This is a genomic window from Photorhabdus australis DSM 17609 (genome assembly GCF_000711895.1).
In the GTDB taxonomy this organism is placed as follows: domain Bacteria; phylum Pseudomonadota; class Gammaproteobacteria; order Enterobacterales; family Enterobacteriaceae; genus Photorhabdus; species Photorhabdus australis.
Map to the genome: position 1 here is coordinate 1 of NZ_JONO01000034.1, position 25,824 is coordinate 25,824.

The window sequence follows — 25,824 nt, forward strand, 5'->3', positions numbered from 1 at the left end:
AACCTGAAACGCTACAGGGTCGCCAACCTGACCGCACAGGCCATCAATTTTCGCATTGGCACCTTCACCAGTACCATTGATGCCAGCAAGCTGGACGGTAAGCAGGCATGGCAGGTCACTTTTACCCTGCGGGAACATTTATCGGTGTCTGAAAAACGCGATGCCCGTGCAGCCGGCACTGTTTCGGCCAGGAAACAAACCGGAAAAGGCGGCAGCACCGCAGCCAGGGAAGAGCCGGAAAAATTAAGCTGGTTTGAGCGTGAGGTTCTAAAACCGATTAATGATCATATCGGGGGCAGTTAATGAAACCCCTTAACCGGCTTTACCTGTCCAATGATGAGATCCATTTGGTGGATGCCAATCTTATGCTGGAACTGTCAGCCTGTGGCCGGGGCTTTATCACGGCAGAAACCACCACGGATTACACCGGAAAACTGGTGCGTCTTGATGTGGGTTATACCGATTTGTTGCTGCGCTGGTTTACAGGCTATGTCGAGCGTTCGCAGCCTGCTCAGAACGGTTACCAGCGTTTGTTTGTCCGTGAACTGGTCGGCGTGTTTGATAAGGCGTGGCCGTGCTCATTTCAGCACCCGACCCTGCGCCAGATTACGGGTTGGTTGCAGGAGCACAGCGGGTTGACGTTTATTTTACCGGATGCACCTTATACGGATACGCCTGTCCCGCACTACACCCATAACGGCACAGGCTACCAATTATTGGCAAATCTGGGGCAGGTCTTTGCTATTGAGGATTATATCTGGCACCAGTTGCCGGATGGTTCGGTGTATGTCGGCAACTGGGCGCATGCGATGTTTCAGGACAAACCTGTCGAGATCCCCAATGAATTCAGTCAGGGACAATCGGCGGGCAATGCCATGACCATACCGATGATCCAATCCTTGCGCCCCGGCTTTGTGGTCAATCAGCAACGGCTGAATAAGGTCAATCTCAACAATGAAAACATGATCATTATATGGATGCCAAAAAACCAGCAAGCGGGCAAAACGCCTATTCAGCGCCAGATTGATGCGGCATACCCGGAATTATCGGCGGGGCTGCATCTGCCCAAATTTGGCCGCATTGAGGCACATACCGAAAGTACGGCGAGTGGGGATATTTCCGACCCGTTCCGCCCGCGCTATGCAGTCGATGTGCAATTGCTGGATGCAGACGGTAAAGACGCCGCCGCCCCGGTTTATCGTGCTGTGCCGCTGCCCTTGCCGATGGCGGGCGGTGAATCGGGGATGTTCCAGTATCCGCCCATCGGCACTGTGGTTGAAATCGCGTTTGAGGGCGGACGCCCCGATAAGCCCTTTATCCGCCAGACCCTGAGTCAGGGCAACACCCTGCCGGATATCAAGCCGGGTGAACAGTTACAGCAGCAACGGGCGGAAGTCTCGCAACGGGTGACACAGGAAGGGAGCTGGATACGCCAGACTGACCAGACCATTAATGAGTCTTCCATGTACCGTGTCGTCAGGGCAGACACGGAAAACCGCACCGTGGTTGCCCGTGACACCACCATTCAGGCCACGGATAAAACCACGGTGCTGGGAACGTCCACACTACTGGCAGGCGCAATCCAGCAGGTGGCTGACGGGGATTACAGTCTGGCAGCATCCGACAATTACCTCGCCAGTGTAGGGAAAGAGGCCAATATCGATGTGGGCCAAAAGCTGATAGAAAAAATCGGCCTGCTTAAGCAGAGCATCGCCGGCGTCAAACAGGAAATCGTGGCACCCGTGGTCTGGGTGGGTAGCCAACAACTGAACGTCATGACTCTGATGTTAGAGACCCTGGATGTGGTGAAAGAACTGGCCGAACTGACCGCCGCCCATACCCATCACAACACTGGCACCCCGGAGAACGCTAGCGCCATCAGAGGCACAGCCCATCACTCTGAGGGACTGAAACAGAAATATTCGCCGGTGATTGGGTGAGTGCCACTTATCGGTATGCATGGGTTGATATTTTACGCTACAGGTATTAGACTGGTTATGTCAGTTGTGGAATACCGCGCTGTGACTGAGGCCACCAACTTCAGTAATAGCACAAATATGCTCCATCACGTATGGATAAAACAAAAAAGCCAACTAGTGAGGTTGGCTTTTTTGTTTTATCTACTTATCACTTGAATTGATTGAATGATCTGAAAATAAATTTATAATTCATGATTGTTAGTTGAGCTTGCGCAATGACCGCCGTTAAAAAGCATCTGATATGGAAAAGGAATTCAGCGTTTCGTAGGTTTTACGGAATGTATCAAAGCCCTGGCTGAAGAACAGGTGGTGCTGCTTCAGTGCCTCGGTCAGAGCGCGGTGTTCCACAACTGACGTGGCGGAAACCAACCGGACAGGCAGCGTAAAGGCAATGGCTGGTTAAGCCGTGCTCCTGCTCATAGGAGCGAACGGATGAAAGAGGTTATTAACGCCACTATCATCGTTCTAAAAGCACTAATTGCGCTTTTAGAGCTGATCCGTACATTTCTGAAGTAAAATAACGGAAACGTAGATAAGGTCATCGGGTTAACCGCCCGGTGGCCTTTAACATTTCTAGCGCACCCTCAATAAAACACCACCAGACGCATACAACGCCGTTCACCTCTCAATTCACTTCTCGCTACGGTTCATTTGGATCTGCGTTCCTGCGCCGTGCCCATGCTGCACAATCCCCACGAAATAAACGTCAACCTGACGTAAAACGGACTACACCGCACCCGCCTGCACGTTTTGGATCAAAAAATTATTTCAGTTTTAAAATTCTACAAACCGAATCGCCAGACCGCACCAATGCCGGCAGTGTGGGAAAAATCGTAAACTGGAAAGTGTGAAAAGATTTTCAGGGAATTTCAGTTTCTGGATCAAAAGCGGATCACGGAAAAGATGTCAATGCAATGATATTAAAGATAAAAATCCGTTTTACGTGGGTTAAATAGATCACCAGAGAAAGCCGTGTAGTGTTAAAGGGTTCAGAGTTTATGCGGCTTTGAGGATAGTGGAGAACTGAAATTTATTGAGATTGATTGTTGGTTGGCTAAAAAAGCTCATTAGAAGAATAAAACTGTAAGGCGTAAAAAAATTCTATCGCCACTTTGCCGCCATTGCCAAACAAAAAGAGGCCGCGTTTTCACGCAACCTCTTGATTTATTTGGTGGAGCTGGCGGGAGTTGAACCCGCGTCCGAAATTCCTACATCCTCGGTACTACATGCTTAGTCTAATCTTTACATTCACTTGCCAGCTGCGGACAGACACGCCACTAACAAACTAGCCTGATTAGATTTAACGCTTCAACCCCAGGCAAGGCATCCACGCGATCTCTTTTGGATTTGACCTCTCTTGATCCCCGTCCTAAGAGCGGAGGCTAGGGAGAGAGGGAGCTACGCAGGTTATTAAGCTGCTAGTTCGTATTGTGTGTCGTTTGCGACTATTTTTTTGCGGCTTTTTACGAGGCCAACCGCCCCTCGGCATGCACCTTGGGTTTCGCGAATCCCGTCGAATCCAGAATCAGCCCCAAGTGTCTTAAACGCGAGTATATCAGAATACTAAACTATAATGCCAGAATTTATCGCCCAGCATTCTTCATAATACGTGCTTTGTCTAATTTCCATTCACGTTCTTTTATATCTGAACGTTTGTCGTGTGCCTTTTTGCCTTTTGCTACACCAATTTTGACTTTGCACCAGGCATTTTTCCAATAGAGAGATAAGGCAACAACGGTATAACCTTCACGATTGACTCGACCATATAATGAGTCAAGTTCGCGCTGATTAAGTAAGAGTTTGCGTGAACGCATTGGATCACAGACGACATGGGAAGAAGCTACATTTAACGGGGTGATGGTGGCACCAAAAAGATAAGCATCGCCATCTTTGAGCAAAACATAACTGTCGCTGATATTAGCTTTACCAGCGCGTAGTGACTTGACTTCCCATCCTTGTAACGAGAGACCAGCCTCAAACTCTTCTTCGATGAAGTATTCGTGACGGGCTCGTCTATTCATGGCAATGGTTGCCGAACCGGGTTTGTGTGCTTTTTTCTTTGTCATAGTGTGTGCATTATACTGAATGCTTTGATGAAAGAAATCTTTTCCCGCAGCATATTTGCTGATTAATGAGTATTTATTGCATCATACGCTGACAGATTTTTCTTTGATCACGCATAGGTGATATTATTTGCCACAATTAAGCCTTACAGGAAATGATATGCCACAGATTAGTCGCTCTGCGTTAGTACCGTACAGCGTGGAACAAATGTACAAATTGGTCAATGATGTTGGTTCTTATCCGGATTTCTTACCGGGATGTGTCGGCAGTCGTGTGTTGAGTGTCAGTAGTAATGAAATGACTGCATCAGTCGATGTTTCCAAAGCGGGTATTAGTAAGACTTTTGTTACTCGGAATATTCTGGCTGATAACCAAAGCATTAATATGCAACTGGTGGATGGGCCTTTTCGTAAATTGATGGGTGGTTGGCAGTTTATTCCACTTAGTGAAGATGCTTGTAAAGTTGAGTTGTACCTGGATTTTGAATTTACTAATAAGCTCATTGAATTGGCTTTCGGTAGGATTTTTAAGGAATTAGTTGGAAGTATGATTCAGGCTTTTACTTTACGTGCACGTGAGGTTTATAGTGTCTGATATCAATATTGAAGTTGTTTATGCACTGCCTAACCGTCAATATCTGCGTACTGTGAAATTGTCCCAAGGTGCGACTGTAGAGCAGGCGATAGTTGCATCAGGTTTGCTGACTTTGCGTAATGATATTGATCTGCAAAAAAATAAAGTCGGAATTTATAGTCGTCCCGCCAAGCTGACGGATATTTTGGAAGAGGGTGATCGGGTGGAAATTTACCGCCCATTATTGGCCGATCCAAAAGAAATGCGTCGTAAGCGTGCTGAGCGGGCTAAGAATAATAATGCTCAATAATTGTTCATAAACAGCCAGTCATTATATTTTTCTGACTGGCTGTTTATGTTTCTTTGCTATCGAGGATTCTCAGTAAGTGAATTTTCGTTTTTAATGTCAGTCAGTACACCATTACTGTCAAATGTCAGTGTCAGGGTTTGCTGAGTCACTTTTTCATGCCCAGGTTGCTGACGAAATACATAAAACCATGTTTGAGTACCAAACGGGTCCTGTAGCATTGGTGTCCCCAATGTGTAGGCAACCTGTTGCTGGGTCATTCCCTTGTGGATTTTTGATATATTCGCAGATGTTAGATAGTTTCCCTGATTAATGTCAGGACGATACACAACCCGTTCCAACATAGAACAACCCGCAGTTAGCATAACGAATGATACAGCAGCGGCAGTCAACATTTTACAGCGCATGGTAATTACATTCCTTTAGGAGTCAGGATGTTGATAATAATAGACCTTGATGAGATTGAAAACCTTTACAAGCCTTAGTTATGACCCCAAATATATGCAAAAGTTGTATCTATCATGCTGCCAGTAGCTCTTTTGCGTTTGCTAAGGTGTTTTTTGTGACTTCACTACCAGCGAGAAGTCGCGCCAGCTCTTGTAACCTAGTTTTTTTATCCAGTAACTGCATTTGTGTTTCAGTTTCTTCACCATCAGTTTGTTTACTGACATAAAAGTGTTGGTGACCACAACCAGCTACTTGGGGTAGGTGAGTGACGCACATGACCTGCGTGGATTCACCTAATTCTCTCAACAGGCGACCGACAATTGCAGCTGTCGGACCACTGATGCCTACATCCACCTCATCAAAAATCAGAGCTGAAGTTTCCATTTTTTTTGCTGTTATAACCTGAATTGCCAGTGCAATACGGGAAAGTTCACCACCTGAAGCAACTTTCGCCAGTAATTGGTGTGGTTGACCAGGGTTAGTCGTAACATTAAATTCCACTTTATCTGCACCATCAACATTTAGGTGTTCAGGTACAAAAGAGACATCAATGGTAAAGCGCCCGTGAGGCATGGAGAGCTGATGCATACTGTTAGTAATTAGCTCATTTAATTCTTTGGCATATTGCTGGCGAACCAGATGTAATTTTTCTGCTACCTCTAATGCCTGCTTATGATGTTTATTTACTTGTTCGCAGAGATGAGCACAATCATCTTCTTGTTGAGTAAGTAGTTGCTGTTCTTCTAGTAGTTGTTGATGTAATGATGGTAGTTCTTCCGGTACAACATGGTGCTTACGAGCTATTCTGATTTGCTGCGAAATCTTCTGTTCCAGTTCAAACAGGCGGTTTGGGTCCATATCCAATTGATCACCGTAGTGACGAAGTTCATCACTAACTTCGTTAATTTGGATGGAGGCTTCTTCCAGCATGGTGAGTAAGTTATTGAATTTGTCATCCATAGTGATGAGTTCTGCCAGCTCGTGTTTAGCGTGATTCAGCAGACTGATAATATTTTGTTCATCATTATCACACAGTAGTTGGAGAGCATTTTGGCTGACAGATAATAGTTGGCCACGGTTTGCTAGCCGTTTGTATTCATTATCATGTTCCTGATATTCACCTGGTTGCGGTGCCAGTTCATTTAGTTCTTTCAGGTGGTATTCCAGTAGCTGCCGACGGGATTGACGCTCAAGAGCCTGTTGTTGGAATTTGGCCAGATCCTGACAGCTTTGGTGCCATTTCTGATATGTCTGTTTCATCTCATTTTGCAGATTGAATTGATTCGCGTAAGTATCAAGCAGACGTTTTTGGTGGTTGCTATCCAGTAGTAATTGGTGAGCATGTTGACCATGAATCTGAATAAGGTGGGCGCCCAGTTCGCGTAATTGGGAAAGTGGCACAGCGGTACCATTAATAAAGCCCCTTGAACGGCCATCTGAAGTTATGGTGCGTCGCAGCAGGCATTCGTTACTGTCATCAAGTTGGTGCTCTTCCAACCATTGACGAGCTGAAGGAGCATCAGTAAGAGAAAAACGGGCGCAGATATCAGCACGAGAAGCCCCGCTACGCACCATATTGGTTTCACTGCGATTACCCAAGCATAAACCTAATGCGTCAATTGCGATGGATTTACCAGCACCAGTTTCACCAGTTATGGCTGTCATACCTGGCCGGAATTCAATTTCAAGTTCACGAACAATGGCAAAGTTGCTGATGGTTAACTGGGTGAGCATTCTGCTTCTCCTGTGTATAAAAACACCTCTGTATTTTCATACAGTATAAACTGGTTTTTTATACAGTAAAGTAGTGTTGCCCATATTTTCAGAACATTTTTTTAGACCAACTGAGTTTTGTACTTAGTGTATTGAAGTAATTATAGTCTTTAGGGTGGATCAAATTGAGCTTCTGTTTGCTACGATTAATAATGACATCTTCACCATCTTGTATAGGCAGAACTATTTGGCTATCGCAACTGACTTCATAATCGTTGCTGTTTTGGGAAAATTTCAATCTGATACTGCTTTCACTACTGATAACTAATGGGCGGGAAGATAACGTATGTGGGAACATCGGCACCAGGACGATAGCATCCAGATTAGGTGTTAGAATTGGCCCTCCTGCGGAAAGTGAGTAAGCTGTAGAGCCGGTTGGTGTTGCGATAATCAGTCCGTCAGAACGTTGGGAAAAAGCAAAACGCTCATCGATATAAACTTCGAATTCAATCATGTGAGCCACTTTCCCCGGATGGAGTACTATCTCATTGATTGCGCTACTGATACGGGGTTTTTGACCGTTTCTTCTGACTTGTGCTTCGAGTAGGAAACGATGTTCGTTGCGATATTCGCCATCGAGTACTTCAGAAAGTTGTTGCAGAGCATTATCAGGATCTAAGTCTGTCAGAAAACCTAGATTGCCTCTGTTAATCCCGATAACTTTAATGTCATAACGGGAAAGAACCCGAGCAGCGCCTAGCATGTTGCCGTCACCACCAACAACAACAGCCAAATCAGCCAGTTTACCAATTTCAGTCAGGCCGCCGGTCTGTGCATCTTTCAAGCCAATATCTTTGGCGACCTGACGATCAACAATTACGCAGTAACCTTTGGATTTTAGCCAGTGATAAAGCATTTCATGAGTAGCAAGTGCTTCTGGGTGACGAGGATGCCCAACAATACCAATGCATTTGAATTTTTTATTCATCGTTGTAAATTTCCTTCAGCAAGAGGTTTTGTCCTCACAATATGACAGGTTCCCTTGAATCCCTAGTTTAGATCCCCATAATAAGCCAAGTAGCGAGATTAATGCCAAATACGCGGAGATATTCATGAGTAGTAAAGAACAAAAAGTGCCTGACGAGCAAGTCTCGGAAGATATGGAAGTTATATCTGAACAGCAAAACAGTGCGGATAAAGCAGAAGCATCAGAGACTGAAAACGTTGTTGATCCGCGAGTCGTAGAGCTGGAAGAACAGCTCAAGCAGGCGCAGCAGCGTGAACGTGATGCTATTTTGCGTGCTAAAGCTGAAGTTGAAAATATCCGTCGTCGTACTGAGCAAGATGTAGAAAAAGCCCATAAATTTGCGTTAGAAAGATTTGCTAATGAACTATTGCCAGTGATTGATAATCTTGAGCGAGCTCTGGATGCAGTGGATCGTACTAACACCGAAATAGCACCAATGATTGAAGGTATTGAATTGACGTTGAAGTCTTTCCTTGGGGCTGTGGGTAAATTTGGTATTGAAATTGTTGGCGACACAAATGTTCCTTTTAATCCTGAAGTTCATCAGGCCATGACCATGATGGAGTCCGATCAGCATGAGCCTAATCATGTCATGATGGTCATGCAGAAAGGGTATACCTTAAATGGTCGTTTATTGCGCCCAGCAATGGTAGCTGTATCAAAGTAATTTTAGCTCAGTATGTAGATAATGCATGCCGCTCCAGTTGGGGCGGCATTTTTTTACTGTGGTAACTCGGGTGTCCAGTTGATTGGTTCTAGCCCTTGTTTTTCAAGCAATTCATTGGCTTTTGAAAAGTGTTTGCAGCCAAAGAATCCTCGATGGGCGGATAGAGGAGATGGGTGGGGTGCTTTGAGAACATAGTGTTTGTTGTTATCGATAAAGTAGCCTTTTTTCTGGGCATGAGATCCCCAGAGAAGAAAAACTACGCCTGAGCGATGCTCGTTGATAGCCGCAATAACTTTGTCTGTGAAAGTTTCCCAGCCCAGATTCGCGTGAGAGTGAGCATTGCCGCGTTCTACGGTTAATACAGTATTGAGGAGTAGCACTCCTTGTTTGGCCCAACTGATAAGACAACCGTGATTTGGATATTGGAAGTCAGGTATATCAGATGCGAGTTCTTTGTACATATTAACCAGTGACGGTGGTGCAGGAATACCAGGTTGCACAGAAAAAGAGAGGCCGTGTGCCTGATTAGGGCCATGGTAAGGATCTTGCCCAAGTATTACAACTTTAATATCGGCCAATTCGGTGTAACGGAATGCATTAAATACATCTTGTTGTGGTGGATAAATGGTTTTACCTGCTTGACGCTCTTTGGCGACATAGGCCAGTGTGTCGATAAAATAAGGTTGTTTTTTCTCATTACCGATCACGTTGTGCCATATGAGAGGCGCGGACATAACAAATCCTTTCTATATAATTACCAGATGGACGTTAGCTTACCGACTCCAAAATCAGAGGGAAACCTTTGATGAACATTAAAACTAAATTTTTGATAAATATTTCAATGTCATGAAGTATTTTTGAAAATTTATCAGAATAATTCCTTTGTAGTTAGTTAGCGATAAATACTTATTTAAACGATAAAGTTGCAAGATATTTGTAGTAACTATATGAAATTAATTGGGCTGAATCAATGGATATCCTCATTCATACTGGTATGTGGGTATCAAATATATTGGTTTGACCAAATAACCAGAATGATGTTCTTGGTAATTGGGTTTGTTGTATACCTGTTATCTTTCAAGTTGCCTCTTTGTTGGCTGCACTCACCCCGGTCACATCGTTATCTATGCTCCCGGGGATTCGCTCCCTTGCCGTCGCGATTCATCTTGAAATCCATTGGGTATATAAGCATAGAGATAGAAATGATTACTGGTATTTAAGTTGCTGATAAATACTAGGTAGAAATTGATCTGATATCAGAGATAGAAATCACAACTCATTACGATTGGTAACACAAATTAAACATTTATTTAACTTAATGTTATTTCCTGCCGATAGATTAGTTGTACTAATTAGATCGTCGATTATTTTCAACTATCTTTAGGGGAATTTTATGAGTTTATCAATTGAAATGAATCTATCAGTCGATTCAAGTTTTCCCGTTTTAAATAATCTTCAACTTGTTACACCGCCTTCTGTTTCAGACCAGAATATTGAAAAAGCGAACACAGAAATTTTTTCCCTTTCGGAAACAACTAAACAAAGTAATAGAGTCTATCAATCATTAATTAATGAACAGAGTATTAACATTAATTTAAAGTCAATCACTGGAATTAAGTCTGAACAAATTAGTGGTAAGCAATCTCATGAAATTGATTATATGTTGACCTTAATTTCTGATGATGTCTACATACGCACCACGATGGGAATAGGTGACTATGTTCGTCTTTCTGACGGTGAATTATTAAAGGCAGGAATAGAACCGGCAAATTTAAGGGATGAAACAACGGGTTTTCAGGCAGGTATTTATCGGAATGATGATCTCTATATAGTTGCTTTTGTGGGCACTAATGATTTGAAGGATATATTAGCTAATTTACGACAAGGTTTTGGATTTGATGAAGCTCAATATCATCAAGCCATTGATTTAGCTCGTACCGCCAGAATGGTATTTGGGGAAAATGTGTTATTTACTGGGCATTCTTTGGGGGGAGGATTAGCAGCGACAGCTGCATTATCCGTTGGCAAGCCTGCGGTAGTATTTAATTCAGCCGGTGTTTCTGACAATATGATGAAAAATTTGGGTTTTTCACCCCAAGAGGGTAGGGCTATCGCTGAAAATGGATTGGTGCGTCATTATGTTGTGGAACATGATTTACTTGATGTATTACAACGGAAACTGCCCGTATCTCAGCCGATAGGCCATAAAATCTTACTGAAATATAATGATAATTCAGGAGAATCAGATCAAGGGTTTCCTCATAATCTGATACGTGGACTAAAAGCACATTCTCTTAAAAAGATGATGGAATTATTAACGATATACAAACCTTGGTCATCTTTAAATGATGAACAACAAGAAGAATCTCTAGTCATGCTTAATGAACCGGATCTGAGTATTTCCGCATAATTAAAGAGAGGCGCGATGAAAATTGGTGAAATAATTGAGCCTGAATTGGAACTGGATTGTCATCGGAGTGAAGAAAATATAACTCCGTTACAATGGGCTATATTCAATCAGCGAATGGATGATGTTAATAATTTGCTGAAAGAGGGCGCTGATCCTACTCAACTTGGTTTGCAACAAGAAAGTGCTTTACATACGTCTGCAAAAATCAACAACCCTGATTATCTTAAATCTTTGTTATCATTTGCTCCTGATGTGAATATTATGCATCCCGTAACTTTAGCAACACCTTTACATGTTGCGGTTCAGGTAGGGAGAAAAATGCAGATTGAATTACTGTTGGCCGCTGGTGCTAATCCCAATCAGGCTAATCGGATTGGAGATACTCCGTTACATATTGCAGCCAAAATTAATTCGCCGGAACTGGTGCTGATATTGTTGAAGTCAGGAGCTGATCCTAAATTGCAAAACAAGCAGCAGTTAACATTCCAGATGTATCTCAATCTCACACCGCTAAAAGCGCGGAGCTATGAGATGCAAGCGGAATATAATGAAGTCAATCATTGGCTGAAAGCGCAGCAAGTCAGCCGGTATTATTTGAAGTAAGATAAAAACGGGCTATTTGGCCTAATGCCAGTCAGTTAATCTGGCTGGCTTCCCTTTTTACCGGGTATTTTTGCGGTTTACTCCTCACTACTCCCGGATATTTTCTGTCAGGAAGCTTTGCTGGTAATTCAAACATGCTTAATGTTTCCAATAAGTAAGCATAGCGCTTAGGTAAATTAAATTACCTGTACCAGGATATTTTTGCTAAGAACAGCGAATCATCAATCATCATGATTCTGATGATGCATTTTTACACCTGTATGAAGATCTTCGCCGCAGAGAGTTTATAGGGAGTTCTGGTGCATTGAAATACCCGACACCGAAAAAATATCTTACTTCAAAACAGTAAAGAGGTTTTTTCTGCAGAGCTAATCTGTTTTGATGAATTAGTGCCTGTGTTCAGCAAGTTTGGATTAAGGATGCAAGAGATTGCTGCAAGTTACTATGATCCTCACATTAAATTGAAGTTATATGATGAGTTGATAGATGATATTGATTCATGGATTAGTAATTTCAATAATGAGCAGGTATTAAATGAATCATTATCGAGTGTCATTGATAATAACTTTCCATCGTTAATTATATCTACAAAAGGTGTTATTGCAAAAATAGTCCATGCATTCAAAAAAATTCTATTTTGACTTCAAAACTGTGAACTTCATAACTAATCCTGGTTTGTTAGATATTAAAATATATCAACATTTTAGTAGTGATTTGACGATTAGAACTACAAATTATTACCCAAATTCTGATATGGTTAAAAAATTTCATATATTAGAGACTGTTCCATTATTTAAGCCAGTTTCAAACTATCAAATCGAACAGAAGGACATTCCTTCTATTTTAATTCTCTGCAATGGATGTGAAGAAGGTTACTTTGATGTATTAAAAACCTCTTTCGAACATCCCTCGAAACCTAAAATTTTCATGGTTATTGCCTCGAATAAGAAATTGTATGATGAATGCATAGATTTAAATAGGAAGTATGCAGATAGAGCATGTATTTATAATACATTAGATAATAAGGATTATCTAAAGTTGGCACTAGAGGCTTCAACAAACAACAGATAATTTCTATACTTTAAATCTGCTCCAAACACAGTATTGGAATCAATTAGATTCAATTTACCCGTTTTAGTACATTTCTCTGGGTTACCAATGGAAAGATGGATAATGGAGTTGACAAACAAAAGAAAATTTGTTTTTTGTTTTGAAAATCAATCTAATGGATTTGGCTTAATAAAAAGATGGTTGGACAATCCTGAGATTGTTACTAACTTTAAGCGTAATATAGAATCAAGTAAAATTGATGATATAGATGTTACACTTAAAGATTTGTCTGATATAATTTATGATGTTATGTAATGATTATGAAGGAAGTATTGAATGTTCCAAATTAAAAAAGCTCCTATAACAACAGTATTTATAGTATGTGTGACAATTGTTTATTCCACATTTGTTTCATATTCATTAACAGATAGCTTTATCGGTAAAATGAGTATTATAGATCTAGAGAAATATGGAGGATTAACACCAAATAGATTATATGAATTTGAGTATTGGCGACTTCTGGTTTCTCAGTTCATACATGTTAAACAACTGCATATGGTCTACAATGTGCTATCACTTTCCATACTGGGAGTTTTATTAGAAAAACATCTTGGATCTAAATTTTTATTAGTTTTATGGTTTACTTCTGGTGCCTTGGGAACTCTTTATAGCACTAACTTTGTTAGTTACCCTTGGAATATTGGTACGGGAGCATCACAAGCTGTTTTGGGCGTATCCTCCTTTGCATTGCTGTTGGTTTTTGTCAAAGAGCATACTTCTAGTATATTAAAGTTTGCTGTTGTTTTTTCCATGCTGCCGGCAATAGCTCTAGATTTTATTTATGCTCACTACCCGAAGCCAGGCCATGTTCTTTCTATTTGTATTGGGCTTATAATGAGTTTGTTTTTCTATAGGAAAAATAAATCTTATTTTGATAATGTTGCTATTTGAAAATAATAATTATTTATCCAAGAAAAATATTATCAAATATAGAATGGAATTATTTTCATCACGTAGTCGATTAATTAAGCTTGAATCTGATATATTAAATTTAGAGAAAAGAAAGTACAGTTTAGATGATGAAAAGAATAGATACATAATTGGGGCAATAAAAGGGAAAGTTGAGGCTATATTTGGCGTAAAAAACGGCACGGCTGAAATTGTGATTAATATTGTTGATAAAAGGGATTTTGATTTAGAGTTTGGTAATTCAATCAAGGCATTTATCATCTTGAATGAAGTTAATCTGTATGAATATATATATGAAATAGTGTTTCCATATTTTGCTTAATGGTTTTATACCCTATGGATTTCAAGATGCATCGCGACAGTAAAGGAGTGAATCCCGGGTGCATGGTAAACTATGTGACCAAGGTAGGCGAGTGTAGCCAACAAAGAGGAAACTTGAAAGACGACGGGTATAATCAACGGGCCAATTGGCCCGTTTAAAGATTTACTCATCGCTGTTAGTTGGGGCTTCAGGTCTTGGATTACCAGAAGGTTTACGACGTTTGCCAATATTTTTGCTATCTCGATGGCGTATTTTTACTTTTTTCTTTAGCTCTTCGGCTTTCTTTTTCTCTTTGTTTTCTTTGCGCTTAGCCAGTACTTTTTTCGATGGCTTGTTACTGGTTTTTTCACTTGGTACTCTGGTTGTTGGACGGAGTTCATCAACAGTCCGTGACTTCAGTGGCTCGTTTATATAGCGGCTGATTTTGCCTAATAAAGGATGATCATGTGCTTCCACTAAGGTAATCGCGGTACCTTTGCGACCTGCGCGAGCTGTGCGGCCAATACGGTGTAGATATACGTCAGCGGTACGCGGTAAGTCGAAGTTGAAAACATGGCTAATATCATCAATATCTAATCCACGGGAAGCAACATCAGTGGAAACCAGAACATTGACACTGCCATCATTCAAGCGCTTAACCGCCTCTGTCCTTTTAGCCTGTACCATTTCCCCTTCGAGGTACCAGGATTTGATACCGGCTTGACGCAATTCATCTACAAGCTCATGTACACGTTCGCGTTTGCGAACAAAAATGATGGACTTAGTAACATCCGGTTGTTTCAGTAAATGGCAAAGCAGGGCAATTTTGTGTTTCAGATTATCTGCTCGATAGTAAAATTGCTGGATTTTTTTGCGTTCGCGGCGCGATGGTTCTGCATCAATTTCAACTGGATCTTCCAGTAAGCGTTTAGCAAAATCACGAATAGCGTCTCCTTCCAGAGTCGCAGAGAATAGCATAGTTTGTTTGCGCCAACGGGTCTCACCAGCTATGGTTTCAATGTCATTGGCAAAACCCATATCTAGCATACGATCTGCTTCATCAAGGATCAGTGTTTCAACTGCTCGGCAATCAAAGTTTTCTTCTTTGATATATTGCAACAGACGGCCTGTAGTAGCGACGACAATGTCCTGATTTTCACTGAAAACTTCTGCATGGTTCATATATGCTACGCCGCCAGTAATCGTAGCAATATCCAGATTGGTATGTGTAGCAAGTTCTTTTGCTTGGTCTGCCACCTGCATTGCCAATTCACGGGTGGGTGTTAGGATCAAAATGCGTGGTGGGCCAGATTTTTTGCGTGGAAAATCCAGTAAATGTTGTAGAGCTGGCAGTAGGTAAGCCGCAGTTTTACCTGTACCAGTCGGTGCGGAACCCAAAACATCACATCCATCCATTGCTGCTGGAATAGCCGCTGCTTGAATTGCTGTTGGGCGGGAGTAACCTTTGTCATTCAGAGCATCAAGCAGGCGTTCATCTAGGTCAAGTTCAGAAAAATTTGTTGCAGTCATCATATACCTCTGTTTGGGTCGCCGATTATAAACAGGTTGGGCATATTGTTCATCTATTAATACTGTTAGGGAAGCAGATAGCTTTTATCGGAACATAATTCCCCTTATCCTATAGCGAAATTTTTTTGTACTGACAGATGGTAGGTTATTAATTTGGAACAGAAACGATCTCTGCGTCAGGGAGGATTTACTTTTAAGCAATTTTTTGTCGGTCATGATCGATGTGCAATGAAAGTAGGGACTGATGGTGTTCTATTAGGCGCATGGGCTTCGGTTAATGACAAAAAAGCAATTTTGGATATTGGCTGTGGTAGCGGGTTGATTGCTCTGATGTTGGCGCAGCGTACCGATGAAAATATAAAAATTGATGCGGTGGAACTGGATATAAATGCCACATTTCAGGCACGAGAGAATGTAGAACGGTCCCCGTGGCGGAGAAAAGTAAATGTTTATCATCAGGATATTGGTGATTTTGCTGATCGATATTTACAATGTTATGACCTGATTGTTAGTAATCCACCTTATTTTGAGCCGGCTATTGCTTGCCGGAATGAGGCAAGGGAGCAGGCTCGTTATACTGGCTCTCTGACTCATCAGCGATTATTGCAATATGCAGAAAAGTTAGTCACGCCAGATGGCCTGTTCTGTGTGGTATTGCCATATGCTATTGGTGAGGTATTCGAAACAATGGCGTGTCAGCGAGGCTGGTTTTCTCATGATCGGGTTAATATTCGTGATAGGAAAGATAAGCCATTACATCGAATGTTGTTGGCACTTTCTCGTAAGGAAAATACAGGTTTAATCAGTGAGTTAACCATCCGTCAGCCAGATGGTGTATACACATTGGAATTTCAGCAACTGGTGACGGATTTCTATCTTTATTATTGAAATAATCACGCTGGGGTGTGTCGTTATGAGTAGGTTTCGCTGGCAGAGATCAAGGTGCCAGAATTGTTGGTTTTGACTCTGGCAATAAGTTGGGATAATCCAGCGTGAAATGCAGACCTCTGCTTTCTTTCCTTTCTAGTGCACAGCGTATAATTAATTCAGCGACTTGCACCAAATTTCGTAATTCCAATAGATTATTGGAGATTCTGAAATTGGAGTAATAGTCGTGAATCTCTTGCTGTAGCAAATTAATGCGGCGCAATGCTCGTTCCAGGCGTTTGGTTGTACGCACGATACCAACGTAATCCCACATAAACAGGCGTAATTCGTGCCAATTGTGCTGAATTACGACTTGTTCGTCTGAATTATCAACGCGACTCTCATCCCAAAAGGGGAGTTCTGGTACTGCTTCGATTTTTTTAATCTGTTGTTGGATGTCCTTTGCAGCAGACCAGCCGTAAACTAAACATTCCAGCAAAGAATTGGATGCCATACGGTTTGCACCATGCAGGCCAGTGTAGCTGACTTCACCGATAGCATATAAATTGTTGAGATCAGTACGTCCATGATGATCGACGACTATACCACCGCAGGTATAATGTGCGGCAGGCACGATTGGAATCGGTTCTTTTGTTAGATCAAAGCCCAACGTCAGTAGTTTTTCATAAATCATTGGAAAATGCTGGATGATGAAATCAGTTGGTTTATGGCTAATATCCAGAAACATGCAATCAGCGCCAAGACGTTTCATTTCATGGTCAATAGCCCGGGCTACGATGTCGCGAGGGGCCAGTTCAGCACGTTCATCAAAATCAGGCATAAAACGGCTGCCATCTGGTCGTTTCAGATAAGCGCCTTCACCTCTTAGAGCTTCAGTTAGCAAGAAATTACGTGCTTGTGGATGAAACAGACAAGTCGGATGAAACTGATTAAATTCCAGATTGGCGATACGGCAGCCTGCACGCCATGCCATTGCAATGCCATCACCGGATGAGATATCGGGATTTGTGGTGTATTGATAAACTTTAGCTGCACCACCGGTTGCTAGTACAACGACTTTAGCGCGATAAGTTTCTACTTGTTTCTGCTGGCGGTTCCAAATATAAGCGCCAACCACTCGATTATTCCCATTGAATTGGGCTTTATTTGAGGTAATCAAATCGACTGCATTACAGCTCTCTCTCACAATAATGTTCGGATGAGACCTGGCTTTTTCAACCAGTGTGGTTTCTACTTCTTTACCTGTTGCATCTGCATGGTGCAGAATACGTCGATGGCTGTGGCCACCTTCACGGGTCAGATGATATTGTTTTTTTCCATCTTCACGGGTTTCTGTATCAAATGAAACACCTTGTTCAATCAGCCATTGTACACAATGGCGGGCATTGCTGGTGATAAACTCGACAGCACTTTTATCGCAAAGTCCTGCTCCGGCAATCAAGGTGTCTTCAACATGAGATGCGATACTATCTGTTTTATCAAATACAGCGGCTATCCCCCCTTGTGCGTAATAAGATGCGCCTTCACTGAGAATACTTTTACTTAATACAGTGATTTTGTATTGTGAAGCGAGCCGTAAAGCCAGAGACAGGCCAGCCACACCACTGCCGATAATAAGTACATCGCTGTAATGTTGTGAGAATAATGGTTGCATAGTTGATGATATTGAAGAAGATGAGTAAAAATCATGTTAGCCTATCAGATATGATAAAGGCTATGATTGCAACAAAATGATGACAGAAATTGAACTTCGCAGAATTTTATTACTCAAAGCCATGCTTGCTCGGAAAACAGGACATAATGGTTGGTTTAATAAATATTAATACGGAGTTTTTCTTCAGGAGATTTAACCTCGGATGAGCGAGCAGTTAACGGATCAAATGCTGGTCGAGCGAGTGCAGAAAGGTGACCAAAAGGCGTTTAACTTACTGGTAGTCAGATATCAGCATAAAGTAGCGAGCCTTGTATCCCGCTATATTCCGCAGGGTGATGTTCCTGACGTTGCGCAGGAGGCATTTATTAAAGCCTATCGGGCATTAGCTTCATTTCGTGGCGATAGTGCTTTTTATACTTGGTTGTATCGTATCGCAGTAAATACTGCAAAGAACTATTTGGTTTCTCAAGGGCGACGTCCACCATCGACTGATTTGGATGTCAGTGACGTTGAAAATTATGAAGCTTCGAACGCACTAAAAGAAATTTCGAACCCTGAGAATTTAATGTTGTCAGAAGAATTAAGGCAGATGGTTTTCCGGACTATTGAATCTCTTCCTGAGGATTTGCGAATGGCAATAACTCTGAGGGAATTAGATGGGCTAAGCTATGAAGAGATAGCCGTTGTTATGGATTGTCCAGTAGGTACAGTTCGTTCCCGTATCTTCCGGGCAAGGGAAGCCATTGATGATAAAATTCAACCACTGATTTAAAATTAAAAATAGTGGGATAATACTGAAGGGTACTTTGACATGCAAAGAGAAAAACTTTCCGCACTTATGGATGGCGAAGCTCTTGATAGTGAAGTCGTTAGTATTTTGTCTAAAGATTCTGCAATGCAGAAACACTGGGAAAATTACCACTTGATCCGTGACACATTGCGCGGTGATGTGACTGAAGTATTGCATATGGATATTGCGAGCCGGGTTGCGCGGGTACTTGAGAAGGAGCCTGTTCATTTTAACCCTGGGGCTGTTCCTGAATCCCAGCCTCAGCCGGAGGCTTGGCAAAAAGCGACGTTCTGGCAGAAACTCCGCCCTTGGGGAAGTCAAATTACTCAAGTGGGGGTTGCTGCCTGTGTTTCGTTGGCGGTACTGATAGGCGTACAGCAGTATAATAGTCATAATTCTGTGGATATTGGATATCAATCTGATACACCGGTATTCAATACATTGCCTATAATGGGATCTGCATCACCGGTGAGCCTGGGAGTGCCTTCTGGCGACGATATGTTTGGTAATGATCAGCGTATACAAGTGCAGGAACGTAATAAACGCATTAATATCATGCTACAACAATATGAACTTGATCGCCGTGTACATTTTGAACAAAATGACGGACAGGGAATTCCACCACAGGTCGCCATTCCGGTCCCCGGAACGCAATCTTTAGGAACACAACAGCAGTAATGAAACATATCTGGTTTTCCGTCTTTTTGCTGGCGGGCAGCCTGTTTACTCCTCTACAAGCCTCGGCACAGCTTAGCAGCGCTGAGGCTTTGTTGCAGGAAATGGGTAGCGCCACTCAGTCTCTAACTTATGAGCTTGCCTTTATTAATCTCAGCCCGCAAGCTATTGTCTCAGTTCGTTATCGGCATGCCATTATCAATGGTATTCCAATTGCTCAAATCATGCAGATGGATGGTTCCCGTAGGGAGATTGTCCAGCGCGGTAATGAGATCAGTTATTTTGAACCAGGGTTGGATGCGTTCAGTCTTAACGGTGATCATATTATTGATTATTTACCTGCGGTTGTTTTTGCTGACTTCACTCAGTTGAAAAAATACTACAATTTCATCGATGTTGGTCGTACTCATATAGGTGACAGACCTTGCCGGGTTGTACGCATCATTTCCAAAGATGAAGTACGTTATAATTACATTTTACTTATCGACGAAGAAACGCATTTACCATTACGTATTGATTTACTTGATCGTGATAGTGAGACGCTTGAACAGTTTCGGGTTGTTTCCTCGACAATAGGTGGGGATGTCTATGAGGCAATGAGTGTAATTACTCGCCTGAATATGCCACCAATGCTGGTCGTTCCATCATCAGAGAAGGCGGTATTCAACTGGAAAGTAGGTAAATTGCCGGATGGTTTCACTGAGGTTTCACGCAACCGGCGTAAACTGTCGAATAATGATTCGCTCGAGTCTATTATGTTCAGTGATGGTTTATTCAGTTTTTCAGTGAATGTGATTAACGCGGATAAAACCAGTAAATTAGAGCATCTTCTTCGTCGTGGGAACCGAACGATTTATAGTGTAACGCGTGGGGCAAAGGAGGTGGCTATTATTGGTGAACTACCATTGGCAACCGCTAAATATGTTGCTGCAGGTGTTGCATTTATGGGAGCTAACTGATGATCAAAGAATGGGCAACAGTAATCCATTGGCAGCAAGGCAGAGCATTATTACGCTATGGTTCTTCTTCTAGTTGTGGCAGTTGTCAGGCTCGTGCTGCGTGTGGTTCTTATTTACTGAACAAACTAGGGCCAGATGGTGTTCATCAGCTCGAACTTGAGATTTTACAGCCGTTACAACCCGGGCAGAAAGTGGAGGTTGGTATCCCCGAAGGAAGCTTACTGCGTTCAGCGTTACTGGTTTATCTGACGCCACTTATTGGGCTATTCCTTGGTGGTGTACTTATTCAGTTATGGATGACCAATCAATTATGGGTGTTTTGTGGTGGTATATTGGGAGGAGTCTCAGGGTTTTTCCTTGCCCGCAAAGTTGCTACTTATTGGGATAATCGGCAGGAATACCAGCCGGTAGTTTTACAAATTGGCTTGCCTCCTGATGTAATTCATGTTCAGCATCGGGAATAAATCTGTTTTAATCACACAGAACTTTTAATTTACTGATCATACTAAAGCCACAGGCATGACTAGGTTTTCACAGATTTGGCATGTAGAATACAGCCTTTTAGGCCGGTGGCCAAACCTATAAACCGTCGCTTTATGTCCCTCTGTGTGTCCATTAGGCGAATGATTCAGAAATACCAAGGCAGAAAAATATTTATAATGAAGCAAATACGAAATTTCTCCATTATTGCCCACATTGACCACGGTAAGTCGACGTTATCTGACCGTATTATTCAAATTTGTGGTGGCTTAACAGATCGTGAAATGGCAGAGCAAGTGCTGGACTCCATGGAGCTTGAGCGTGAACGTGGTATTACCATCAAGGCGCAGAGTGTGACCCTGGATTACAAAGCCAATGATGGGCAGCTCTATCAATTAAACTTTATCGACACGCCAGGGCACGTTGACTTCTCATATGAGGTCTCCCGTTCGTTGGCTGCATGTGAAGGAGCATTGCTGGTAGTTGATGCCGGGCAGGGTGTGGAAGCTCAGACACTGGCTAACTGTTATACCGCTCTGGATATGAATCTGGAAGTTGTTCCGGTTCTGAATAAAATCGATTTACCTGCTGCGGAGCCTGAGCGCGTAGCAGAAGAAATTGAGGACATTGTTGGGATTGATGCTACCGATGCAGTGCGTTGTTCAGCCAAAACGGGTGTAGGCGTACAAGATGTCATTGAGCGTTTAGTTAAAGAGATTCCGGCTCCGGAAGGCGATCCTGGTGCGCCGTTACAGGCACTGATTATCGATTCATGGTTTGATAACTATCTCGGTGTTGTCTCGCTGGTGCGTATTAAAAATGGCACCTTGCGCAAGGGCGACAAAATCAAAGTGATGAGTACCGGTCAGGTATATAACGCTGATCGTCTTGGCATTTTTACACCGAAACGAGTTGACCGCGATGTATTAGATTGCGGTGAAGTAGGTTGGTTGGTTTGTGCGATTAAAGACATTCTTGGTGCCCCAGTTGGTGATACATTGACGCTGGCCCGTCAGCCTGCGGAAAAACCACTGCCAGGTTTTAAGAAAGTCAAACCACAGGTTTATGCGGGGTTATTTCCTGTCAGTTCGGATGACTATGAAGCATTCCGTGATGCATTGGGTAAGTTGAGTCTGAATGATGCTTCTCTGTTTTATGAGCCGGAGAGTTCTTCTGCACTGGGTTTTGGTTTCCGTTGTGGTTTCCTTGGTCTATTGCATATGGAGATTATTCAAGAGCGTCTGGAACGTGAATATGATCTCGACCTTATTACAACGGCACCAACGGTTGTTTATGAAGTGGAAACAACCAGCCACGATATTCTCTATGTGGACAGCCCTTCTAAATTGCCGCCGTTGAATAATATTGAAGAGTTGCGTGAACCTATTGCTGAGTGTCACATGTTGTTACCTCAGGAATACCTGGGGAATGTCATTACCTTATGTATTGAGAAACGTGGAGTGCAGACCAACATGGTTTACCATGGTAAACAAGTTGCACTGACTTACGAAATACCGATGGCTGAAGTTGTGTTAGATTTCTTTGATCGATTGAAATCTACATCTCGTGGTTATGCATCACTGGATTATAATTTCACTCGTTTCCAGGCATCTGATATGGTTCGTGTGGATGTGTTAATTAACGGTGAACGAGTTGATGCATTGGCGTTGATTACTCATCGTGACAATGCCCAATATCGTGGTCGGGAATTGGTCGAGAAGATGAAAGAACTCATTCCTCGTCAGCAGTTTGATATCGCGATCCAGGCTGCGATTGGCAATCATATTATTGCTCGCTCGACAGTGAAGCAATTGCGTAAAAACGTCTTGGCGAAGTGTTATGGTGGTGACGTTAGCCGTAAGAAAAAGCTATTGCAGAAACAGAAAGAGGGTAAGAAACGCATGAAGCAGGTTGGTAATGTTGAGTTACCACAAGAAGCTTTCTTAGCCATTCTTCATGTTGGTAAAGACAATTAATAAGGTTGTAAGGAGTCTAAATGGCTAACACTTTTGCCCTGATCCTAACGCTGGCAACGTTAGTCACCGGCATTATTTGGTGTATTGATCGTTTCAAATGGGCCCCAGCGCGCAAGAAGAAACTTGCCAGATTGCAGGAGCTAACTGAAGGTACAATGGATCAGGAGCATCTGGCTGAGACTATTAACAAACCAACATGGATAGATACTTGCTCATCCATTTTCCCAGTGCTGGCCGTGGTTCTGATCTTGCGCTCTTTTGTTTATGAGCCATTTCAGATCCCATCGGGTTCTATGATGCCAACTTTATTGATTGGTGATTTCATTCTGGTGGAGAAATATGCATACGGATTGAAAGATCCCATCACTCAAACTACATTGATTAAGACTGGCGAACCAAAGCGTGGTGATATTGCCGTATTCAAATATCCGTTGGACCCAAGTTTTGATTACATCAAACGAGTGATTGGCTTGCCGGGCGATAAAATTATTTATGATCCGTTGAAGAAAGAACTACGTATTTTTTCTGGTTGCGGTGAAATAGAAAGTTGTAAGGAAGAGCTACCGGTTTCTTATGGTTCACTGTTCCCAAGTGAGTGGACAATGAAACAGTATGGCGTCAATTCCCATGGTGAGAGCCTGAAAAAGATAGGTGTTTTCCAGATACCTGTTGAAGAAACTTTACCCCCTTACAGCATGCGGCAGGGTGAACGGATTGAGAATCTGGGGGTGACAACCCACCATATTTTGGAGATTCCGGGCGTACTGCCGAGGCCGAATTTCCGTCAGCCAGGTTTGCCTGAGGGAGTGTGGATTGTGCCTGAAGGTCACTATTTCATGATGGGTGATAACCGTGATAATAGTGCTGATAGCCGTGAGTGGGGCTTTGTTCCTGAGAAAAACCTGGTTGGCCGCGCTTCAGCAATCTGGATGAGTTTTGAGAAACAGGAAGGGGAATGGCCTACCGGAGTTCGCTTTAGCCGTATTGGTGGAATTAATTAATATTAGCGAAGCATTAATTTTACTCGCGGTGTAGAATATCCTTTCAAACTTAATGACTGGCTCCTGATAAGGAGCCAGTGCAAACGCAACAGTTTTGTCAGGGCCTCCCGTACAGGTCTGTTGCGTGTGCGTTTTTATTTGACGAATTCTGACCTATATTTGGTAGCACATGAATCCCATCGTAATTAACAGATTGCAGCGTAAGCTGGGGTACACTTTTGATCAGCATGATCTGCTGATACAAGCATTAACTCATCGTAGTGCCAGCAGTAAACATAACGAGCGGCTGGAATTTCTCGGTGATTCAATTCTCAGTTTTGTTATTGCTAATGCACTATATCACCGCTTTCCTCGTGTAGATGAAGGGGATATGAGCCGGATGCGTGCCACATTGGTTCGTGGTAACACTTTGGCTGAATTGGCAAGGGAATTTGAATTAGGTGAATGTCTTCGCCTTGGTCCGGGAGAACTGAAAAGCGGCGGTTACCGCCGTGAATCTATTCTGGCTGACACTGTGGAAGCGCTGATCGGCGGTATTTTCCTTGATAGCGACATTCAAACGGTTGAGAGAACTATTCTGAGATGGTATGAAACTCGTTTGAATGAAATTAGCCCGGGTGATAAACAGAAAGATCCTAAAACCCGGCTACAAGAATATCTGCAAGGGCATCATTTGCCTTTGCCGTCATATCTGGTTGTTATGGTACGTGGTGAAGCCCACGACCAGGAATTTACTATTCACTGTCAAGTGAGTGGTATCGAACAGCCGGTTAAAGGAACAGGCTCCAGCCGCCGCAAAGCGGAGCAGGCAGCGGCAGAGCAAGCATTAAAACAACTGGAGCTTGAATGAGCGAACAAGAAACCTATTGCGGATTTATCGCAATAGTCGGACGGCCTAATGTGGGAAAATCCACATTGCTGAATCAGCTTTTGGGTCAGAAAGTGTCTATTACTTCCCGTAAACCACAAACTACCCGTCACCGTATTATGGGTATTCACACGGAAGGGGCTTATCAGACCATTTATGTGGATACACCTGGATTGCATATTGAAGAAAAGCGGGCGATCAATCGTCTGATGAATCGTGCAGCCAGCAGTTCTATTGGTGATGTAGAGCTGGTCATTTTTGTTGTTGAAGGTACTCACTGGACGCCAGATGACGAAATGGTGCTGAATAAACTACGTAACCTGCGTTGTCCGGTTTTGCTGGCTATCAATAAAGTGGATAACGTGACTGATAAAGCTAGCTTGCTACCACATATTGGTTTCCTCAGCAAGCAAATGAACTTTCTCGATGTTGTACCGATGAGTGCTGAAAAAGGCATGAATGTCGATACAATTGCAAAGATTGTGCGCGGACATATGCCAAAGGTAACTCACCATTTCCCGGAAGATTATATTACTGACCGTTCCCAACGTTTTATGGCTTCTGAAATTATCCGCGAAAAACTCATGCGTTTTCTCGGTGATGAATTGCCCTATTCTGTGACAGTTGAAATTGAACAATTCGTAGCCAATGAGCGTGGCGGCTACAATATTCACGGTTTGATTCTGGTTGAACGTGACGGCCAGAAGAAAATGGTGATTGGTAATAAAGGGAGTAAAATCAAAACCATTGGTATTGAAGCCCGTCAGGACATGGAAAGGCTGTTTGATGTTAAAGTCCACTTGGAACTGTGGGTTAAAGTTAAAGCGGGTTGGGCTGATGACGAGCGGGCGCTGCGGAGCCTGGGTTACGTCGATGATTTGAAATAAGGCGTT

At 42.7% G+C, this 25,824-nt stretch carries 29 protein-coding genes and 1 other RNA gene; 22 read left to right on the top strand and 8 right to left on the bottom strand.

Annotated elements, in window-relative coordinates; genetic code table 11:
- The 3 genes from BO26_RS10955 to dinQ all read left to right on the top strand — a co-directional run.
- On the top strand, positions 1 to 303 hold a 303-nt coding region (locus BO26_RS10955), incomplete at its 5' end, for a baseplate complex protein (RefSeq protein WP_036771339.1).
- Positions 303 to 1,940: a type VI secretion system Vgr family protein gene (locus BO26_RS10960; RefSeq protein ID WP_036771341.1), complete on the top strand. Its 1,638-nt coding sequence runs from the start codon at positions 303 to 305 to the stop codon at positions 1,938 to 1,940. The genes BO26_RS10955 and BO26_RS10960, both read left to right, overlap by 1 nt.
- 471 nt (positions 1,941 to 2,411) lie before the next feature.
- Positions 2,412 to 2,495 carry a damage-inducible type I toxin DinQ gene (gene dinQ, locus BO26_RS24635; RefSeq protein ID WP_420864701.1) on the top strand — a complete coding sequence of 28 codons (84 nt, stop codon included), beginning with the start codon at positions 2,412 to 2,414 and terminating at the stop codon, positions 2,493 to 2,495.
- A 653-nt stretch (positions 2,496 to 3,148) separates the two neighbouring features.
- Here the strand turns inward: dinQ and ssrA are convergent.
- Positions 3,149 to 3,512: a transfer-messenger RNA gene (gene ssrA, locus BO26_RS22090) on the bottom strand.
- Between the two features lie 50 nt (positions 3,513 to 3,562).
- Complete coding sequence (gene smpB, locus BO26_RS10975; protein ID WP_015833415.1) at positions 3,563 to 4,045, bottom strand: SsrA-binding protein SmpB; 483 nt, start codon at positions 4,043 to 4,045, stop codon at positions 3,563 to 3,565.
- Between the two features lie 157 nt (positions 4,046 to 4,202).
- On the opposite strand from smpB, the gene BO26_RS10980 reads away from it, so the two are divergent.
- Positions 4,203 to 4,637, top strand: a complete 435-nt coding sequence (locus BO26_RS10980; protein ID WP_036771346.1) for a type II toxin-antitoxin system RatA family toxin — start codon at positions 4,203 to 4,205, stop codon at positions 4,635 to 4,637.
- Positions 4,630 to 4,926, top strand: a complete 297-nt coding sequence (locus tag BO26_RS10985) for an RnfH family protein (RefSeq protein ID WP_036771348.1) — start codon at positions 4,630 to 4,632, stop codon at positions 4,924 to 4,926. Before BO26_RS10980 ends, BO26_RS10985 begins: the two co-directional genes overlap by 8 nt.
- A gap of 56 nt (positions 4,927 to 4,982) precedes the next feature.
- Here BO26_RS10985 and bamE read toward each other — a convergent pair whose 3' ends face one another.
- The 3 genes from bamE to nadK all read right to left on the bottom strand — a co-directional run bounded on the left by bamE (position 4,983) and on the right by nadK (position 8,071).
- Positions 4,983 to 5,330: an outer membrane protein assembly factor BamE gene (gene bamE / locus BO26_RS10990; protein ID WP_036771349.1), complete on the bottom strand. Its 348-nt coding sequence runs from the start codon at positions 5,328 to 5,330 to the stop codon at positions 4,983 to 4,985.
- 112 nt (positions 5,331 to 5,442) lie between these two features.
- On the bottom strand, positions 5,443 to 7,104 hold the full coding sequence (gene recN, locus BO26_RS10995; protein ID WP_036771350.1) for a DNA repair protein RecN: 1,662 nt from the start codon (positions 7,102 to 7,104) through the stop codon (positions 5,443 to 5,445).
- An 88-nt stretch (positions 7,105 to 7,192) separates the two neighbouring features.
- A complete protein-coding gene (gene nadK, locus BO26_RS11000) occupies positions 7,193 to 8,071 on the bottom strand; it encodes an NAD(+) kinase (protein ID WP_036771351.1) in 879 nt (292 codons plus the stop codon).
- A 124-nt stretch (positions 8,072 to 8,195) separates the two neighbouring features.
- Between nadK and grpE the strand changes: the two genes are divergently transcribed.
- On the top strand, positions 8,196 to 8,777 hold the full coding sequence (gene grpE, locus BO26_RS11005) for a nucleotide exchange factor GrpE (protein ID WP_036771352.1): 582 nt from the start codon (positions 8,196 to 8,198) through the stop codon (positions 8,775 to 8,777).
- A 53-nt stretch (positions 8,778 to 8,830) separates the two neighbouring features.
- Here the strand turns inward: grpE and ung are convergent, their stop codons facing one another.
- The gene (ung, locus tag BO26_RS11010) at positions 8,831 to 9,511 is read right to left on the bottom strand and encodes a uracil-DNA glycosylase (RefSeq protein WP_036771354.1); all 681 of its coding nucleotides are present in this window, start codon (positions 9,509 to 9,511) and stop codon (positions 8,831 to 8,833) included.
- A gap of 659 nt (positions 9,512 to 10,170) precedes the next feature.
- Between ung and BO26_RS11015 the strand changes: the two genes are divergently transcribed.
- The 7 genes from BO26_RS11015 (at position 10,171) to BO26_RS11045 (ending at position 14,131) form a co-directional block, all read left to right on the top strand.
- Positions 10,171 to 11,187: a Tle-like phospholipase domain-containing protein gene (locus BO26_RS11015; protein WP_036771356.1), complete on the top strand. Its 1,017-nt coding sequence runs from the start codon at positions 10,171 to 10,173 to the stop codon at positions 11,185 to 11,187.
- A 15-nt stretch (positions 11,188 to 11,202) separates the two neighbouring features.
- Positions 11,203 to 11,790 (top strand): ankyrin repeat domain-containing protein, encoded by a 588-nt coding sequence (locus BO26_RS11020; RefSeq protein ID WP_036771357.1) that lies wholly within the window; start codon positions 11,203 to 11,205, stop codon positions 11,788 to 11,790.
- Between the two features lie 419 nt (positions 11,791 to 12,209).
- A complete protein-coding gene (locus BO26_RS11025; RefSeq protein ID WP_036771358.1) occupies positions 12,210 to 12,431 on the top strand; it encodes a hypothetical protein in 222 nt (73 codons plus the stop codon).
- A gap of 10 nt (positions 12,432 to 12,441) precedes the next feature.
- On the top strand, positions 12,442 to 12,861 hold the full coding sequence (locus tag BO26_RS11030) for a hypothetical protein (protein ID WP_477707023.1): 420 nt from the start codon (positions 12,442 to 12,444) through the stop codon (positions 12,859 to 12,861).
- Positions 12,862 to 12,963: 102 nt separating this feature from the next.
- The gene (locus BO26_RS11035) at positions 12,964 to 13,155 is read left to right on the top strand and encodes a hypothetical protein (RefSeq protein WP_036771362.1); all 192 of its coding nucleotides are present in this window, start codon (positions 12,964 to 12,966) and stop codon (positions 13,153 to 13,155) included.
- A 21-nt stretch (positions 13,156 to 13,176) separates the two neighbouring features.
- Positions 13,177 to 13,791, top strand: coding sequence for a rhomboid family intramembrane serine protease (locus BO26_RS11040; RefSeq protein WP_036771364.1), 615 nt, complete (start codon positions 13,177 to 13,179; stop codon positions 13,789 to 13,791).
- Positions 13,778 to 14,131 carry a hypothetical protein gene (locus BO26_RS11045; RefSeq protein WP_036771366.1) on the top strand — a complete coding sequence of 118 codons (354 nt, stop codon included), beginning with the start codon at positions 13,778 to 13,780 and terminating at the stop codon, positions 14,129 to 14,131. The genes BO26_RS11040 and BO26_RS11045 overlap by 14 nt, the downstream gene beginning before the upstream one ends.
- 162 nt (positions 14,132 to 14,293) lie before the next feature.
- Here BO26_RS11045 and srmB read toward each other — a convergent pair whose 3' ends face one another.
- A complete protein-coding gene (srmB, locus tag BO26_RS11050; RefSeq protein ID WP_036771368.1) occupies positions 14,294 to 15,640 on the bottom strand; it encodes an ATP-dependent RNA helicase SrmB in 1,347 nt (448 codons plus the stop codon).
- A gap of 153 nt (positions 15,641 to 15,793) precedes the next feature.
- Between srmB and trmN the strand changes: the two genes are divergently transcribed.
- Positions 15,794 to 16,528 carry a tRNA(1)(Val) (adenine(37)-N(6))-methyltransferase TrmN gene (gene trmN / locus BO26_RS11055; RefSeq protein WP_110882734.1) on the top strand — a complete coding sequence of 245 codons (735 nt, stop codon included), beginning with the start codon at positions 15,794 to 15,796 and terminating at the stop codon, positions 16,526 to 16,528.
- Positions 16,529 to 16,577: 49 nt separating this feature from the next.
- Here the strand turns inward: trmN and nadB are convergent, their stop codons facing one another.
- Positions 16,578 to 18,182, bottom strand: coding sequence for an L-aspartate oxidase (gene nadB / locus BO26_RS11060; protein ID WP_036771372.1), 1,605 nt, complete (start codon positions 18,180 to 18,182; stop codon positions 16,578 to 16,580).
- A 202-nt stretch (positions 18,183 to 18,384) separates the two neighbouring features.
- Here nadB and rpoE point away from each other — a divergent pair, with 202 nt between their 5' ends.
- The 8 genes from rpoE to era all read left to right on the top strand — a co-directional run bounded on the left by rpoE (position 18,385) and on the right by era (position 25,818).
- Positions 18,385 to 18,954: an RNA polymerase sigma factor RpoE gene (gene rpoE / locus BO26_RS11065; protein WP_036771374.1), complete on the top strand. Its 570-nt coding sequence runs from the start codon at positions 18,385 to 18,387 to the stop codon at positions 18,952 to 18,954.
- Positions 18,955 to 18,993: 39 nt separating this feature from the next.
- Positions 18,994 to 19,650 (top strand): anti-sigma-E factor RseA, encoded by a 657-nt coding sequence (rseA, locus tag BO26_RS11070; RefSeq protein WP_036771375.1) that lies wholly within the window; start codon positions 18,994 to 18,996, stop codon positions 19,648 to 19,650.
- Positions 19,650 to 20,606, top strand: a complete 957-nt coding sequence (gene rseB / locus BO26_RS11075; protein ID WP_036771377.1) for a sigma-E factor regulatory protein RseB — start codon at positions 19,650 to 19,652, stop codon at positions 20,604 to 20,606. Before rseA ends, rseB begins: the two co-directional genes overlap by 1 nt.
- Positions 20,606 to 21,070 carry a SoxR-reducing system protein RseC gene (gene rseC, locus BO26_RS11080; protein WP_036771379.1) on the top strand — a complete coding sequence of 155 codons (465 nt, stop codon included), beginning with the start codon at positions 20,606 to 20,608 and terminating at the stop codon, positions 21,068 to 21,070. The genes rseB and rseC overlap by 1 nt, the downstream gene beginning before the upstream one ends.
- A 195-nt stretch (positions 21,071 to 21,265) precedes the next feature.
- Positions 21,266 to 23,062 (top strand): translation elongation factor 4, encoded by a 1,797-nt coding sequence (gene lepA, locus BO26_RS11085; RefSeq protein WP_036771381.1) that lies wholly within the window; start codon positions 21,266 to 21,268, stop codon positions 23,060 to 23,062.
- A gap of 20 nt (positions 23,063 to 23,082) precedes the next feature.
- The gene (lepB, locus tag BO26_RS11090; protein WP_036771382.1) at positions 23,083 to 24,063 is read left to right on the top strand and encodes a signal peptidase I; all 981 of its coding nucleotides are present in this window, start codon (positions 23,083 to 23,085) and stop codon (positions 24,061 to 24,063) included.
- Positions 24,064 to 24,232: 169 nt separating this feature from the next.
- Entirely contained in the window at positions 24,233 to 24,913 is a 681-nt protein-coding gene (gene rnc, locus BO26_RS11095; protein ID WP_015833451.1) for a ribonuclease III, read from the top strand.
- Positions 24,910 to 25,818, top strand: a complete 909-nt coding sequence (era, locus tag BO26_RS11100; protein WP_036771384.1) for a GTPase Era — start codon at positions 24,910 to 24,912, stop codon at positions 25,816 to 25,818. Before rnc ends, era begins: the two co-directional genes overlap by 4 nt.
- Positions 25,819 to 25,824 lie beyond the last annotated feature (6 nt).